The sequence below is a fragment of the Flavobacterium aquidurense genome (genome assembly GCF_001404985.1).
Classification (GTDB): Bacteria; Bacteroidota; Bacteroidia; order Flavobacteriales; family Flavobacteriaceae; genus Flavobacterium; species Flavobacterium aquidurense_B.
This window is the reverse complement of the sequence record NZ_JRLF01000012.1, coordinates 308,024-324,337: the sequence shown is the minus strand read 5'-3', so window position 1 is coordinate 324,337 and position 16,314 is coordinate 308,024. Positions and strand designations below refer to the sequence as shown.

Here is a 16,314-nt window from a genome sequence, read left to right as displayed (position 1 = left end):
AAAAAATGAAACAAGCGATTATCAATACGACTGTGCACACTGGTGATGAAATCATTACCAACGGAGTCATTATTATCGAAAACGGAACAATTCTTTCCGTTCAGAAAGAAATTCCAAATGATATTGAAACGATTGATTTAAAAGGAAAACATGTTGCTGCAGGCTTTATCGATATTCAGATCAATGGTGGTGAAAAACTTTATTTCAGTCAGGTTCCTACCGAAGAAACGATTCAGGATATTTATGATGCGAGTTTAAAATACGGAACTACTCATGTGCTTCCGTGTTTGATTTCGTCCTCGCATGAAACAATCCTTGAGGGAATCGAAGCCGTTCGTAATTACATGAAAAAGCATGATAATGGCGTAATCGGAATGCATTTGGAAGGACCGTTTATGAATCCCTTAAAACGTGGCGCACACAGTATTGATCAGGTTCGTAAACCAACGAATGCAGAGCTTGAAGAAATTATCAGAGTTGGAAAAGATGTTATAAAAGTTATTACTATTGCACCGGAATGTTTCACTGAAGAGCAGCTGAATATGCTGCTCGAAAGTGATATTCAAATCTCAATTGGGCATTCGACCGTGACACACAAAGAAGCTCAGGTTTATTTTTCGAAAGGGATAAAACTCGTCACCCATTTATTTAATGCGATGACGCAATTTGGACACCGTGAACCGGGATTGGTGGGAGCTGTTTTTGAAAACGAAAATGTGTATGCTCCCGTTATTTTAGATGGTGCACATTGCGATTATGCAGCCGCAAAATTAGCTTACAGACTCAAACAGGATAAATTCTTTTTGATTAGCGATGCGACGTTTTTAGGCCGAAAAGTAGCCAACTTTAAATGGGATAATTTTGATGCACATCTTGACAATGGCTTTTATAGAAATGACGATGGCAATCTTGCCGGAGCCACAATCTCGATGTTAGAAGCCGTTCAGAATGCGTACAACCATTTAGGAGTTTCTGCAGATGAAGCGATAAAAATGGCAACTTCGCGTGTTGCAAGTGCGATTGGTTTAGAAGATAAATTCGGAAAAATAAAGGCTGGTTTTCCGGCAAGTTTTGTACAGTTTAATGATGATTTATCTGAAATTGAAACTTTGAATTTTTCTAAAACATCAACCTTTATTTCATAAAAAGATGAAAGAAAAAATGCTCCCGATTACTACTAAAATCAAAGAATTTAAAATCATTATTGCCGGAATATTGTTTGCTTTTTTATGGGCTTCTGCTTCAACAGCAACCAAAATTGGGTTACATGCCGCGCAACCTTTTGTGATTTCTATTTTCAGGTTTATGATAGCCGGGAGCATTATGCTTATTCTTTCACATATCGTGATGGCAAAACGTTTTCCACAAAAAAAAGAATGGGTTCAGATCAGTATTTACGGTTTGTTCAATATTACTTTTTATTTGGGATTGTATGTCATTGCCATGCAAAAAGTATCTGCCGGTTTGGGGAGTCTGGCTGTAGCGACTAATCCTGTTTTTATTGTTTTGATCTCGGCTATTTGGTTATCGCACAAAATCAGATTCAAAAACATTCTTAGTTTGATTCTTTGTTTTACAGGTGTATTTCTGGCGGCTTATCCTTTATTACAAAGCAGTTTTGCAACCCCAGGCGGCATACTTATTTTAGTTACAAGTATGATTGCATATTCAGTAGGAACGATTTATTACTCTAAACAAAACTGGAACGGACTGCATATTCTTACCATAAATGGGTGGCAAACCATTATTGGGGCTGTGTTTCTGCTTCCGGTTTTATTTTTAACGTATGAATCTGATAAAAATATTTTCGACACCAATTTCTGGTTTTCGACTTCCTGGCTGGCAATTGCGGTTTCTATTGGTGCAGTTCAGTTTTGGCTGTACCTATTAAAAATCAATCCGATCAAAGCTTCGTACTGGCTTTTTTTATGTCCGATTTTCGGATTTATAATTGCCTATTTTATGGTAAACGAACCTCTAACTTTATACACCCTTTTTGGGGTTGTATTTGTTATAATTGGATTGTATGCCACGCTTTCTTCTGATAAAAAAATAAAAACATGAAGTGAGCATAAATTCTCTCTCGCAGATTTCATTTTTAAATCTATTTGATCCTTTAATCTGATAGTTATCGAGAGCAGCTAAAACATTTTTCACGCAGATTTAAAATGATTTAAGCAGATATTCGCAAATTAATTTTAATTAAATCTGCTCACTCGAACGATAGTGAACAGGCGAAGCAATCTGCCAAATCTGTGAGAAACAAAATCATTCAATTCTCCATTCTGATAATTGTTGAGAATATGCATTAAAACATCAATAGTAATAAAATAATTTAACCAAATAAAATGAATAAAATGGAAACTGATTTAGAAATAAAACCTGATATCAGCTATAAAAGCGCGGGAAAATTTGAAGAGACCAGATTTGAGAAAATCCACAATGAAATCTTCAAAAATTCAGCAGAAGCTTCAGTAATTGTAGCGCAGGAAATCGCGCAATTAATTAGATCTAAACAAGAGAAAGGAAAATCTTGCGTATTGGGTTTAGCCACAGGTTCTTCTCCTATAAAAGTTTATGAGGAATTAGTGAGAATGCACAAAGAAGAAGGCCTTAGTTTTAGCAATGTGGTCACTTTTAATCTGGATGAATATTATCCAATGAGCAGGGAGAACAATCAGAGCTATCATTATTTCATGCACCAGCACCTTTTTAACCATATCGACATCAAGCCCGAGAACGTGAATGTTCCCGACGGAACCGTTGCCATTGAGGAACTCAACCAATATTGCATCGACTATGAAATGAATATTAAAAACGCCGGTGGACTTGATTTTCAGTTACTGGGAATTGGCCGTACCGGACACGTAGGTTTCAACGAACCGGGATCACACGTGAATTCAGGAACCCGAATCATTACACTGGACCACATTACAAGAGTAGACGCATCATCAGATTTTAATGGTATCGATAACGTTCCTAAAAGAGCGATTACCATGGGGGTTTCTACCATTATGAGATCCAAGAGAATCGTACTTATGGCTTGGGGACAGAACAAAGCCGATATCATCAAGAGAACCATTCAGGGGGATATCAGTTCAGAAGTTCCGGCTACATTTTTACAAAATCATGCCAATGCAACCTTTGTATTGGACCAGTCTGCAGCATCAGAATTAACACGTTTTAAAACACCGTGGTTGGTAGGAGAATGCATCTGGACACAGGAATTAAAAAGCAAAGCGATTGTTTGGTTGTGCCAAAAAACAAAACAGTCGATCTTAAAATTAACAGACAGAGATTACAACAACAACGGAATGTCTGATCTTTTGGCGCAGGAAGGTTCTGCTTATGACCTGAACATCAACATGTTCAATGTACTGCAGCATACCATCACAGGATGGCCGGGTGGAAAACCCAATACAGATGATTGGAAAACCCAATACAGATGATTCGCATCGTCCCGAAAGAGCCAATCCTGCAAAAAAACGAGTGATCCTATTTAGTCCGCATCCTGATGATGATGTGATTTCTATGGGAGGAACTTTTTCAAAATTGATAAAACAGGGCCATGATGTACATGTTGTATATCAAACCTCCGGAAATATAGCCGTTACAGACGACGAGGCATTAAAATTTGCTGAGGTAGCAAAGGATTTTGTTGGCGACGCTGCAACACAAATCAACTTTGCATCGGTAATTGAATTTTTGAATAACAAATCAGAAAACCAGATTGATTCTCTTGAAGTGAGAAAACTAAAAGGACTGATAAGAAGAAGGGAATCTTATGCAGCGACAAGATATATTGGACTGAAAGATGAGAATACCCACTTTTTGGACCTTCCGTTTTATGAAACCGGACAGGTTAAGAAAAACCCGTTAGGCGCTGAAGATATTGCCATTGTAAAGGATATTATTGCCAAAATAAAACCACATCAGGTTTTTGCAGCAGGAGATCTGGCAGATCCGCACGGAACGCACGAAGTTTGCCTGAATGCGATTTTTGCTGCCATGAAACAATTAAAACCGGAGAAATACATGGATGATTGCTGGTTATGGCTGTACAGAGGAGCATGGCATGAATGGGACATTCACGAAATTGATATGGCCGTTCCGCTTTCCCCATCAGAAGTACTCTTGAAACGTCACGCAATTTTATACCACCAGTCCCAAAAAGACAGGGTAATGTTTCAGGGAAATGACTCCAGGGAATTCTGGGTGAGAGCCGAAGACCGTAACAAAAATACCGCCATTTTATACGATGATTTAGGATTGGCAGAATACGAAGCAATCGAAGCCTTTAAACGTTTTGATTACTAGAATAAAAATATTTTTACAATAAAAAAATCTAAAAAAACTTACTTTTACAACAAATTAAAACAGCAAATTCTTGTCAATACACTTGTTTTTAATAATGATATTGATAGTTTTGCGCTTTCACAAACAAACCCCAAATTTTACTTACAAAACCTATGAAAAAAATCCTTTCTTATGTATTCCCTTTTGTTATTCTCGCCAGCGTAATTGTTGGCTGCAGTGATGACGACTCAAAAGGAGACGGTTACAAACCAGATTATCTGGCTATTATTGATGCTACGAATTTACCGGCAGAAAATAAACCAATGACGATGTTTGAGGACGATGAAAGTCCCTCAAGAATGTATGACAATAAAGATCGCTGGTTTCGCGTAAACCAACCGATGCAAATCCTCCAGAAAGGAAAAGATTCTGTACAGGTTTCTCTTTATTCTCCTGTTGGGCTTAGTGATGTAAAAGTCTATGCAAAATTAGCCAACTACGACAAGCGTTTTTTAATTTATGAGTTTTCTAAAGTTCCTGCTTTTCACCGTTCTTTTCATCAGCTTCCTTTAGTAGAAGGAAAACATGATTATATGCTGGAAAACGGAAAAACAGTTACTATCGATAAAATTGACGGTTTTTCTAGCGGAGCGATTGAATTTTCTGTAGAATCAACAGATCCTTTATTTGCCAAATTCAAAAAAATAAAATCGGCGAGATTGGTTCAGTTTAGCGATCAGTACCATAAAAACGAATATGGAAAATATTTGCCTATGAACCCTGTTTTGGCTAAAGAAGCGATTACCATGATTATCAATTTCTCTTATGCTATAAGTCATCCTATATATTATGATACTTTCATGAATTTTGACTTGTACAAAAGAGAACAGGCCGCCGCAGCAGGAACTGCAGTAAACGGTGCCTTAAACTGGCACGGAAACGCTGATGATAAAGACGGGGTTTATGATTATTTTACCAAAGCGCAAATCGATCAGGCTTATAATACTTATATCGACAGCCGAAATTTGAATATGGCAATGGTTGGCGGAGATTCTGCCTGGGGAGGCGGTCCTCTGGCTTCACAATGGGAATCCAGCTATGTAACCGGACACTGGGTTGGCGAAATGTCGGTTTGGTCGCATGAATATTCACATCATAGTGGTTATAATCACAGTAGTAATTTAGCCAATAGCGGCGAAGGCGGCGGTCAGCAGGAAATGTTAACCAACTTTTATAAATACCTGATTCATTTAAATGATCTTCCTTTTACGGATCCTGATATATTAAAAGGATACTCAAAAACGGGATATTTAACAGGCACGTATAAAAAACCTGTATTTACTATCAATCCCAAAAATCCATTTTTAGTAAAATATAAAGAAGAAGGAAAATGGAAATAACCTACAAAACTATCATGAGCAAAATACCGTTTTTATTATTATTACTTTGTCTGTTTACCAATTGCAGCAAAGACTCTTCAGAAAGTAATCCTACTACTTACGATTATTTATATCCAACAGATGAAGCATCGATAACGGCTGCGCAAATTGGCAACGGAACCGGAACTCTGGATCCTAAAGGAATCACGATCGCGAACGAAAAATTATATGTGGCTAATGGTGATGTACTGGAAGTTTTTAATGCTGTAACCCTGGCTCATATCAAAACGATTACCGAATATAAAAAAGGAACCACTACAATTGCTTTAAGCGAAATTACTTCTGTTGCTGTCGATAATGGCAGGATTTATATAGGAAGTCGTGAATCAAGACTTTTTGTTATTGACGAAAACACAAATGCCGGAATCAGCACTGTTGGTAACGGACAATGGTGGCAAACTTTTGTACACGTTTTTGGGGTTGTGGTAAAAGACGGATTGGTATTCGTGAAAGAAAAAGAAACGTCTATAAAAGTTTTTGAAACTTCTCAAATTACCGAAACCAGCGAATGGAACCTAAAACCTATTGCGAAGCTAAATACTTTAAATGGTTTTGATCAGGTTTATGCCCTGGATGTCGAAGCCGGAAATCTGGTTGTAGCAGGACGTGATGCAAAAAGCTATTTGTATTATGATATTGCGGGTATTAAGGCCAATGCGGCAGCTTCTCTTACTGAACCATTAAAACCGGTTGTATCTGCTTTTGATGCAAAACCTATTGCGGTTTCTTTTAGTAAGGATTGGGCGGTTACATCAGAAAATGTGGGAAATGTCAATTATTTACGCATATATCCTAAAGCTCAGTTTATGGCGCGCAACTTTACGTCAAGTTTAAATGTTTCTGACGTTTTGGGAGCAAATCCTTTTGGAAGCATTGTAAGTGTTGCACAACTTAACGACCGTTTATTTTTATCTGATAATACAAATAAAAAGATCAGGGTTCTTAAACTTAATAAAGCTACGATTGCTGAACAGGATTAATCCAATTAATTCCGGTAATTCAATAATAAAGGGAATAGTCTAACAGCTATTCCCTTTATTGTTTTTAGCACATATTCAGGGATTATTCTTTTTGTATTCGTGAAGTACTTTGTCTGTTTCACGCAGATCATACGGATTCGCTAAAGCGAAAACGCGGATTTAAACGGATTTTTTTATTTTGGATTGAAACTTTTAACCCCATTTTTCTCATTTCGAAGAATGAGAAATCTCCATAAAAGCTCCGCAATCAAAATCGCCAATGTAGAGTTATTTACGATGATCTCTCCTCTGTAGAAATAACAATAATGCAGATTTTTATTGAACGGAAAAACTAACATAAAAACTCAACAATTCATTTTTAAATTTCTAATTTTAGGGAGTATATTTCAATACCTCTTAGAAACTTTATGCTAAAAAAACACAGCTACTTAATTATTTTTATTGCAATTGAAATCGCAATCGCATTAGTTAGTTTTAATACTCATATCAAAAATAATTGGACTTTATTATCAGTCTTCACGGCTCTATTTTTGATCGTAACTCCGGCTTTATATTATCTCACAAATAAAAAACAAACTGAATTTACTTTTTGGTTTATTTTTTATTCTGTTTTCAAGATTACTCCTTATGTATTCGAAATGGAAAATAACTTCTTTCAGGTTATTTTTCAATATAAAATCTTTTTAAACATTGCGTTTCTGATTTTCTTAGTATGGAAAGCTTTTCAATTTATACGAAACTTTAGAAAAGCCGTAAAACAAAAAGATAATATGGAGCAAGATGAGTATTCTATTATTTCAGATTCTTTAAAAAAATCTATCCCGTTTAAAAAACTGGGAAAAATGATCTCGTTTGAGGTTTGTTCTTTCTATTATTGTTTTATAAAATGGAACCGAAATAAAACAAATCAAAACAATTTTTCGGGCTATCGCGAAAGTGGCGTCAGTGCACTTTATATCGGTTTAATGTTAGCTTCGGTTTTTGAAGCGATTGCGTTGCATGCTTATCTAATTTCACAAAATAGAATTATTGCCATCGTTATTCTGGTGCTTCATATTTATTTACTCATTAACCTGATTGGACATTTAAAAGCGATTTTTTTTAGAAGCCATCTTCTTTTGTCACAAAAAATTGTAATTCGTTATGGCCTTTTCGATACTCTCGAAATACGTCTTGATTCAATAAATACCATACAAAAGTTCGAAGGTGATTATGAAAAAAGCAATGAACTTGTAAAATTTGCCTTGCTGGGTAAATTAGAACCGCATAACATTTCGATTGAATTAAAAGAGAATATTCAGGTTAGTTTACCTTTTGGAATTAAAAAGGAACCTAAAAGAATATTACTTTACATAGATAATGCTGCTGATTTTCTTAAAACTGTTGGTAGCAGAATGGCAGAAGCGCAGGATTTTGATTCTGTGTGTTTAGAACTAGATGGTACTGAACCCGTTTTTGTTATTTAAAATTGAGAAAACTTGCAAAAGAACCCGATGATCTTCTTTTTTGTCATTTCGACGGAGGAGAAATCACACTCGTAACTCGACAAAGATTGGCGATTTTTTTGCAGAATTTCTAGTATGATTTCTAATTCTTCGAAATGACAAGATTGTGGATAATTATAATAATAAATCAAAAAAAAAGACTGCCCTTTCAGGCAGTCTTTATATTAAAAAAAGGATTCGATTATGCTGATATTTCTTTCGCAGCAAGTTCTCTCTTTTTCGCCAGCTGATTTACTCTCCATATTAAGAACACAGTAAAAGCGGTTATTACAGCAATTACATATCCTAGTACATCATAGTTTTCCAGTGGGGAAGATTTCGTTTTTTGATGCACGATAAATCCGGCGCAGACTGCGGCGATTCCGCCTGCAATTTGCTGTAAAGACGAAGATATCGACATATAAGCACCACGATCTTCTAATCCCGGAATTGCTGTATTTAGGGTAGTTGCCGGAATCATTCTGCTCATGATTCCCATAAATAGAATCATATTAATGACTACGATTTCCCATAACGGAATAGGATTCAGGTTGGTATAAATTAAAATCATAATCACAGAAATTAAAGATCCTGCGGCAAACAATTTAAATTTACTGACTTTATCACTCAGTTTCCCGATCAATGGCATAATAAAAAGTACTGAAAGTCCGGTAAAGAAAAATACCATTGGCAATTCTAACTGGCTTATTTTAATATTATTGACCAAAAAAGCACTTCCGAAAGGCTGTAACATAAAACCTCCTACAGACAGAAATGCAATCGAAGCAAAACCTATCTGATATTGTTTGTTGCTTATGGTATGCCAAAGGTGCAGAAATGGACTTTTATCTGATTGTACTTCTAAATGTTTGGTAATAGGCTGCATTTGGGTGATAATTGCAATAAGAATCAATACTCCCAGGGCAGCAATCATAATAAAAGCGGAATGCCATCCCCAATGATTGGCAAAATACAAACCAACAGGAATGCCTAAAATCTGACTTGTCGCAAAAGCCATTTGTATGAATCCCATAACACGTCCTCTTTGATGAATGACGAATAAATCGGTCACGATTGCCAATGAAACAGAACCAATCACGCCACCAAAAAGTCCAGTAACGATTCTGGCAGTCAGCAACATAATATAACTGGATGAAAGTGCACAGAAAACCGTGCCTATGATAAATCCTGTATAAAAGAAGATGAGCAATTTTTTTCGGTCAAATCGGTCTGCAAAACCTGCTGCCAGCAATCCCGATATTCCGGCACTAAAAGCATAAGCAGAAACGGCAAACCCAAAGTTTGACGTTGTCATATCAAGGGTTTTCATTAAGATATCTCCTAACGGAGAAATTACCATAAAATCAAGTATTACAGTAAACTGTAAAAGTGCCAGGATAGCAATAATGATTTTTTGGTGAGATGTAAAAGCGGGGCTTTCCCCTATTGTTTTTTCCATATAAACTGGTTCTTTTTTATTAATTTAATTCTTGGCATTCGTGACCAAATTGGTTGATCATACCAATAATTGTTTCGGGTTTCAAGACATCCGAAACGACGCGAAGTACACAATCGACATCTTCATGATCGATACTCCAGTGTTTTATATCAGAATGGTCGTCCAGCGTTTTACGCATTTCGCAAGCCGGATCAATATTCTTAATATTTGTTTTAAAAACGTGTATTGAGTTTAATTCTGTTTCCATAATTTTTCATGGTGTTAAAGCTTTTATGGTTCGGCTAAAAGCTTCTTTCATAATTTCTTTGGTAAGTTTAAATGGCTTCCCTCCCATACTCTTACCCTCAGTATGCAAGTTCAACAGCGTGTACAAAGGTCCGTAGGCAACAGACCAAAAAGCTTCAAATGTCATAGGGACCAGTTCTTTATTACGTAGTCCGTTATCGATAAACTCCTTCATAATCTTTCTAAAATCTGCAAACTCCTGAATAGAATCGAGAATGATGTCTGAATGAGGCGAATGTTTGACGATCTCAAAAAAAGCAACTTCCTTCGGGTATTTCATGGTAAACGCCGCGCGGTTTTCCCATTGCTTCCATAATCCTTCTTCAAACGACATTTCGGGCGAAAAATCTTTTACTGTACCGGTAAAAAACTTAAGAGCAATCACTGCTCCTATTTTTTGTATTAAATCATCTTTGTCTTTGTAGTATATATATAACGTTCCAACAGAAATTGAACATGCCTTAGCCAGTTTATTCATGCTGAAACCCTGAAATCCGTCGCGTACGATTTGATCAATTGCATTGGTAATAACCAGCTTCTCTTTATCTACATCACGTATTCTCATTATATTTTTTTTGACAAAGATAAAATAATAAATGAATGAACATTCTTTTATTAATTATTTTTTTGTAATTTATTTTATGAATAAACACGACAATAAATATCACGGTAATCTTGTCATCTCGACCGAAGGGAGAGATCACACAAGAAATTCTGCAAACAATGTCGCCAATCTTTGTCGAGTTACGAGTGTGATCCTTCGTTCCTCAGGATGACAAACTAGACGAAAATCGTATTATGAAAATGAGTGCCCTAGCCCCGATAGTTCCGAGGCTTCGGAAGGAAATCCTTTTGTGCCGGTCCCGAGGCTCCGGGAGCCAAAAGATTGGAACGAATTGCTTCGCCAGTTCGCACTTTCAGGCTTGGGTAAGGGATTAGCTCCTAAAAAAATAGTAAATAAAAAAAAACTCCTGCTCAAAATGAACAGGAGTTTTAAAACAAATCTAATTTCTATTTCTAATCTACTTCTACTATTTTATTTATGCTAAACCGCGTGTCAGCCAACCTCTTTTGTTGGCAGTAACGATAGCATAAGGTGTAATCCAGAATAAGCTAAAGGTGTAAAAAACACTGTATGAATATGCCCAAAGCGAATCAGACAAATTATATCTTTTAGCATAAAATAAAACCGGAAAACTGGATACGATTAAGATCCCTAAAAGTGTTGAACTTAAAAACAATAATGGATGCATAATGATAAAAAAGAACATAAAAAGCATAAACGGATACGCCATAACAATTTTTGTAGCCTGGTTTAACCATAAAAGTCGGGCACCAAATTTAGATTCTTTTCTAAAATCTGTAAAAACGTATTTTGCCATTGCGATGTTTTCACGTACATTACTTCTGCTCCATCTTATAAACATTTTGTACAAACCTGTGTATTCTTCCGGTACATTTGTCAATACATAAGCATTTCTTTGAAACAATACATGCTGACCTTGTTTCAGGATCATATTGGTCATGGCGCGATCTTCACCAATGTCTGATGGCTGTCCCATAAAAGTCTGGTTGATCCATTCGTCAAGACAAGCAAAAACTGCTGTTTTACGATATGCTGCTGCTGCTCCCGGTGTACAAAGAACTGAACCCAATTTACTTTCTGCCGAACGCATGAATTCAAAACTCATTACAAAACTTACATTCAGCATTTTTGGCAAAATTGCTTTTTTACTGTTCAAAACATGAACGTTTCCTGCAACTGCTCCACATTTTTCGTCTACTACAAACGGGCTCACTAGGTTACGTAAAGTATCTTTTTTCACGATCGAATCACTATCTACCGTTACAAAGATTTCTCCTTTTCCTAATTCAAATCCACGGTATAAGGCGTGACGTTTTCCTGCATTTGCCGGTTGTTGAAAAATCGTTAAACGATCTCCTAATTTTATTTTGGCCTGTTGCATCCAGTACCAGGTATCATCTTTACTTCCGTCATCAACGGCTAATATTTCTAATTTGTGTGCCGGGAAATCACTCTCGGCCAAACTCAATAAAGTATCCCAAACCAGTTTACCTTCATTATAAGCAGGAACAATTACGGTAACTGTTGGCAACATTTCATCCGAAACGGATTCGATAGGCTTGTATTTTATATATAAGTAAGCATTATACAGGAAAACCCCTGTCTGAAAGAAAAACAAAATTCCTGCAACTATCAAAAACGGTAATCCCCAGGAAGAGTTCATTCTATCGATCTGAAACTGATCAAAATCGTCCTGCAAATAATATACAGAATAAGCTCCAACAAACATTAAGATAAAGGTACTTACGAGAACAAATAACCCAAATTTACTTTTGGTGCGCTCGCTTACTTTTTTTGATGTTACATGGTCATTGCTAATACGAAAAATGGAACTGTTTAAGGCTTGTTCGTTATTAAGATCTGATTTCGAGGTATAAAATTGTTCTGTTGTTAAGGTTTCACTTTTCATATGACACTACTTTTGATTGCTTTGTATGGCTTTTATTTAATTTGCTTTCCTACTGATTCTTTATTTTCATTTATCAGTAAGGAATTTACTTTATCCCATTTTGCAAGTGTTGTGCCATTATCAGTTTTTACTGGTTTTGAGTTGTTTAGGTATTTTGAGTGTTTTTGATGTGTGTAATTATTATACGTTTTTAGGATACAGTATACAGTTTTTGTTGGGGTTTGGAGGTTTTTTGGGTTGCCGTTTTGGTGTCTTTGAATGTGACGAAGTTTAGTAAAAACGGTTTTTGGGGTTTATTATTGTCGTTGAAGTTTTTTTGAGAATTTTAGACTTGATGGATAGAAAACAAACGAAGCAATTTAGAATTTGGAATTTTTGAAATATTGGAATTTCTTTTTTTGGAGCTATTTCCTGCTATCCGCTTGTATCTTTTCCTTGCTAAAGGAGCAAGAAAAAGGATACCGCTTCTATCAGGGCTAGGGATTATGGATTCATTAGGAATATTTTTTAAAACTATATAAATTTAAAATAATAGCACTTTTATATTATAGCTTTTTTCTTATATTTACTTTAACTTTTAACTATAAAAAATAAACTTAAAAAATAAGATTATGTATGAAATACATGATATAGTAGCTTTGTCAATATCGACAATTAAACCATTATTAAGGCAGCAAATGTTTTCCATTCCTGAAGACAATCTTATTTTTGATGCTTACGAAGAATTAGCTATTTTCATTATATCTAATTTTGATATCCCATCAAGTCATGAAGAATATATTGCTAAAAATTTAGGAATCCAAACGAATTATTTACAAGGTAGTATAAAAACCGAATTAGAAAATCACTTAAAGAATACAAAAGGAAATTTTAGTTTAGAGTTCCCCTTAAGAGCTTTAGAAGTGTACTTTTCATATGGCAAACCACTTGATATGGACTTAAATATTCTTATGAAATTAAAATACTTAATTTCTAAACTCCATCATCTTGTAGGAGAAAATTATAGATTTTAGAAATCTACATCTAATTAACGAATATTTTTTGATAGCTTCTCATAATTATTATAAATGATAAAACGAGAGTAAAATATAAATTTTACTCTCGTTACAATACTTTAGAATAGAAATATTTTAATATTAAAAAAAACCAGTTTTAAATATTACCTTCCAGATTTTTATATTGGAGGTAAGCCCAATTCTTCAAGAAACTTATTATGTTTTTCTGTCGCTACTTTTATTTCTATATTAATATCAACTAATTTTTTATTTACTTCTAGCAAATCAATTTTTACTTCATCAATTGAAGTACTAACATATCTAGAAATATTTAGATTAAATCCATTTTTCTCAATTTCATCCATTGAAACTCTACGAGAATATCGCTCTTGTTCTGTTCGATATTGGTAGGTTTCAACAATTTTTTGAATATCATTTATTTCACTATCCTCGCCATCTCTAAGCCTATTTTGACGTTTTCCTTTTTCGTAATGTTCACTAGCATTTATAAAAAGTACATCATCAAACTTTTTACATTTTTTTAAAACAATAATACAAACTGGAATACCTGTTGAAAAGAACAAATTACTTGGCAAACCTATGATAGTGTCAATATGATGATCTTTTAATAACTTAGTACGAATACGCTCTTCTGCTCCACCTCTAAATAAAACTCCATGAGGTAAAATAATTGCCATAGTACCTTCTTTGCTCAAGAAATGAAAACCGTGTAATAAGAATGCAAAATCGGCAGCTGACTTTGGAGCCATTCCATAACTCTTAAAACGAAAATCTTCTGCTAGTGAATCATTAGGCACCCAACGTAAACTAAAAGGCGGATTAGCCACTATAGCATCAAATTCCATTTTCTTAGCGGGATTCATTTCATTTAAAATATCCCAATCATTTAATAACGAATCTCCATGGTGTATTTCAAACTCTGTATCTTTTACACCATGCAAGAGCATGTTCATTCTGGCTAAGTTGTATGTGGTAATATTTTGTTCTTGCCCGTAAATTTTTCCAATACCATTATTGCCCATTCTATTACGTACATTAAGCAATAATGAACCAGAACCACAAGCAAAATCAAATACTTTATCAAGGATTTTCTTTTTACCAGTACTTGGATCCTGACTGTCTAAAGTTACTATTTCAGAAAGTATACTTGATACTTGTTGGGGAGTATAAAATTCGCCTGCTTTTTTTCCTGAACCCGCTGCAAATTGACCAATTAGATACTCATAGGCATCACCCAAAATATCACTATCTGTAGAAAATTGTGCGATACCTTCTGATATTTTTTGAATAATAGCACAAAGCTTTTTATTTCGTTCAGAATAGGTTTTTCCTAACTTTTCAGAACTTAAATTGATTTCTGAAAACAGACCTTGAAATGTACTAGCAAAAGATTCATTTTCAATATATTTGAAGCCTTTTTCTAGTGTATGTAATAATTCTTCATTTTGTGTTCTTGCCATTTCGGCTATACTGCTCCACAAATAATTAGGTTCAATAACATAATGCACTTTTCTACGCATTTGTTTTTCAAAGGCAAAAACATCAGTTTCATTAATTTGATACCATAGAGATAAAGGCGTATTTTTATTATCTTTTTTTATTTCAGGATAATCAGACCCTAATTCTTTTTTAGCAGCAGTTTCATAGTTGTCCGACAAATACCTTAAAAAGAGAAACGACAGCATATAATCACGAAAATCATCTGCATTCATCGAACCTCTTAATTGGTCTGCTATATTCCAAAGGGTTATTCCTAATTGTTTTTGTTCTTTTATTGTCATTGCTTATATTTAAAAACTAAAATTATATTTGACTTGTATTTTTTGAAAAACATCTTTAAAAATATCTTCTTCTACAGGTGTCATTTTATTATACTGCATTTGGTAAGCATTTTTATGAGATAAAGAATTTATAATATTTCCAACCTCTTCAACATTTTCTATCCCAATTTGAACTAAAGTAAATCCAATTTTACCAGTTCCTAAAAAAGAAGAAATATTTTCAAGTAACTGTCTTAATAAGACAAAATGAAAAGCATATAATTCCGTCTTAATTGCACTATACAACGTTTGCATTAAATGAAGATGAAACAAAAAAACATCCTTCTTAAGACTTTTTAAAACAAATTTATTTTCTTCTTTTCCTAAAATAAATTGATTTGTAAGTTCTCTATATCGACCACTTTTTTCACCTCTTGTTAAACGATCAGAAAGAATGGAAAACAACCCAATATGGTGAGTTGTTACAATTATTCTTTTCTTAAGGTAATGACTTTCAATTAAATTAAATATAGACTCCGCGGTTATAAAAATATTATGATCATCTAAACTTGATACAGGATCGTCAATGAAAAAGTGGGCATCTTGAAAGTTTGCAAAACCATCAACTTCTAATAATGCTAAGAAAAAGCACCAAACAAACATTCTTTCTTCACCTCTTGAAATCTTTATTGGTTTTTTATTGTCTTCATCCATGAAAAAAGTGATGGACTCAATTCCTTTTTCTGTATTATCAAAAAGATTAAAATCAAATTTGTATTTTGGATGATACATTGCTAATTTTTCTTCAATATCTTTTACATCAAGAAACGAATGAAATTGATTTAAGCTGCTAAATGTAACATCAAGTTTGATATTTGCATTATCTGCTTCTTCGTTATTATCCCACACAAATAGATCTTCACTAAATGCATTATAGTAAACACCTGTATGCTTACCATCATTTTCAGCTTTAGTATAATCCTTATAAGCGACAGACAAACGTGTTTTGCCTGTAGCATTAAAAGCGTACATCAAAATAATATTTTCTTTTGCTTCTTTTAATTGCTGGGCTATATCTAATAAATTCATTGTATTTTATT

General features: G+C 34.5%; 12 protein-coding genes and 1 pseudogene. 7 read left to right on the top strand and 6 right to left on the bottom strand.

Annotated elements, in window-relative coordinates:
- The first annotated feature begins 5 nt into the window (after positions 1-5).
- The 6 genes and pseudogenes from nagA to RC62_RS13210 all read left to right on the top strand — a co-directional run bounded on the left by nagA (position 6) and on the right by RC62_RS13210 (position 8,181).
- Positions 6-1,145, top strand: coding sequence for an N-acetylglucosamine-6-phosphate deacetylase (nagA, locus tag RC62_RS13235; protein WP_055095892.1), 1,140 nt, complete (start codon positions 6-8; stop codon positions 1,143-1,145).
- Positions 1,146-1,149: 4 nt separating this feature from the next.
- On the top strand, positions 1,150-2,064 hold the full coding sequence (locus RC62_RS13230) for a DMT family transporter (RefSeq protein WP_209435106.1): 915 nt from the start codon (positions 1,150-1,152) through the stop codon (positions 2,062-2,064).
- Between the two features lie 293 nt (positions 2,065-2,357).
- A pseudogene (gene nagB, locus RC62_RS13225) lies at positions 2,358-4,317 on the top strand (glucosamine-6-phosphate deaminase).
- 152 nt (positions 4,318-4,469) lie between these two features.
- A complete protein-coding gene (locus RC62_RS13220) occupies positions 4,470-5,696 on the top strand; it encodes a hypothetical protein (RefSeq protein WP_055095890.1) in 1,227 nt (408 codons plus the stop codon).
- Positions 5,687-6,715: a hypothetical protein gene (locus RC62_RS13215; protein ID WP_055095888.1), complete on the top strand. Its 1,029-nt coding sequence runs from the start codon at positions 5,687-5,689 to the stop codon at positions 6,713-6,715. Before RC62_RS13220 ends, RC62_RS13215 begins: the two co-directional genes overlap by 10 nt.
- Positions 6,716-7,122: 407 nt before the next feature.
- The gene (locus RC62_RS13210) at positions 7,123-8,181 is read left to right on the top strand and encodes a hypothetical protein (RefSeq protein WP_055095886.1); all 1,059 of its coding nucleotides are present in this window, start codon (positions 7,123-7,125) and stop codon (positions 8,179-8,181) included.
- Between the two features lie 220 nt (positions 8,182-8,401).
- Here the strand turns inward: RC62_RS13210 and RC62_RS13205 are convergent, their stop codons facing one another.
- The 4 genes from RC62_RS13205 to RC62_RS13190 form a co-directional block, all read right to left on the bottom strand.
- Complete coding sequence (locus RC62_RS13205) at positions 8,402-9,658, bottom strand: MFS transporter (protein ID WP_055095884.1); 1,257 nt, start codon at positions 9,656-9,658, stop codon at positions 8,402-8,404.
- Between the two features lie 19 nt (positions 9,659-9,677).
- The gene (locus RC62_RS13200; protein ID WP_055095883.1) at positions 9,678-9,905 is read right to left on the bottom strand and encodes a hypothetical protein; all 228 of its coding nucleotides are present in this window, start codon (positions 9,903-9,905) and stop codon (positions 9,678-9,680) included.
- A 6-nt stretch (positions 9,906-9,911) separates the two neighbouring features.
- The gene (locus tag RC62_RS13195) at positions 9,912-10,508 is read right to left on the bottom strand and encodes a TetR/AcrR family transcriptional regulator (protein ID WP_055095878.1); all 597 of its coding nucleotides are present in this window, start codon (positions 10,506-10,508) and stop codon (positions 9,912-9,914) included.
- A gap of 475 nt (positions 10,509-10,983) precedes the next feature.
- Entirely contained in the window at positions 10,984-12,438 is a 1,455-nt protein-coding gene (locus RC62_RS13190) for a glycosyltransferase family 2 protein (RefSeq protein ID WP_055095877.1), read from the bottom strand.
- 611 nt (positions 12,439-13,049) lie between these two features.
- On the opposite strand from RC62_RS13190, the gene RC62_RS13185 reads away from it, so the two are divergent.
- Positions 13,050-13,451 carry a hypothetical protein gene (locus RC62_RS13185; protein WP_157472511.1) on the top strand — a complete coding sequence of 134 codons (402 nt, stop codon included), beginning with the start codon at positions 13,050-13,052 and terminating at the stop codon, positions 13,449-13,451.
- A gap of 161 nt (positions 13,452-13,612) precedes the next feature.
- Here RC62_RS13185 and RC62_RS13180 read toward each other — a convergent pair whose 3' ends face one another.
- Together RC62_RS13180 and RC62_RS13175 are read right to left on the bottom strand one after the other, a co-directional pair.
- Positions 13,613-15,235 carry a type I restriction-modification system subunit M gene (locus tag RC62_RS13180; protein WP_055095873.1) on the bottom strand — a complete coding sequence of 541 codons (1,623 nt, stop codon included), beginning with the start codon at positions 15,233-15,235 and terminating at the stop codon, positions 13,613-13,615.
- A gap of 9 nt (positions 15,236-15,244) precedes the next feature.
- Entirely contained in the window at positions 15,245-16,303 is a 1,059-nt protein-coding gene (locus tag RC62_RS13175; protein ID WP_055095870.1) for an AAA family ATPase, read from the bottom strand.
- Positions 16,304-16,314 lie beyond the last annotated feature (11 nt).

Excerpts from the sequence above, each read along its gene's own strand:
- nagA (WP_055095892.1), top strand. The coding sequence starts at position 6 with ATGAAACAAGCGATTATCAATACGACTGTGCACACTGGTGATGAAATC.
- RC62_RS13230 (WP_209435106.1), top strand. The coding sequence starts at position 1,150 with ATGAAAGAAAAAATGCTCCCGATTACTACTAAAATCAAAGAATTTAAA.
- RC62_RS13220 (WP_055095890.1), top strand. The coding sequence starts at position 4,470 with ATGAAAAAAATCCTTTCTTATGTATTCCCTTTTGTTATTCTCGCCAGC.
- RC62_RS13215 (WP_055095888.1), top strand. The coding sequence starts at position 5,687 with ATGGAAATAACCTACAAAACTATCATGAGCAAAATACCGTTTTTATTA.
- RC62_RS13210 (WP_055095886.1), top strand. The coding sequence starts at position 7,123 with ATGCTAAAAAAACACAGCTACTTAATTATTTTTATTGCAATTGAAATC.
- RC62_RS13205 (WP_055095884.1), bottom strand. The coding sequence starts at position 9,658 with ATGGAAAAAACAATAGGGGAAAGCCCCGCTTTTACATCTCACCAAAAA.
- RC62_RS13200 (WP_055095883.1), bottom strand. The coding sequence starts at position 9,905 with ATGGAAACAGAATTAAACTCAATACACGTTTTTAAAACAAATATTAAG.
- RC62_RS13195 (WP_055095878.1), bottom strand. The coding sequence starts at position 10,508 with ATGAGAATACGTGATGTAGATAAAGAGAAGCTGGTTATTACCAATGCA.
- RC62_RS13190 (WP_055095877.1), bottom strand. The coding sequence starts at position 12,438 with ATGAAAAGTGAAACCTTAACAACAGAACAATTTTATACCTCGAAATCA.
- RC62_RS13185 (WP_157472511.1), top strand. The coding sequence starts at position 13,050 with ATGTATGAAATACATGATATAGTAGCTTTGTCAATATCGACAATTAAA.
- RC62_RS13180 (WP_055095873.1), bottom strand. The coding sequence starts at position 15,235 with ATGACAATAAAAGAACAAAAACAATTAGGAATAACCCTTTGGAATATA.
- RC62_RS13175 (WP_055095870.1), bottom strand. The coding sequence starts at position 16,303 with ATGAATTTATTAGATATAGCCCAGCAATTAAAAGAAGCAAAAGAAAAT.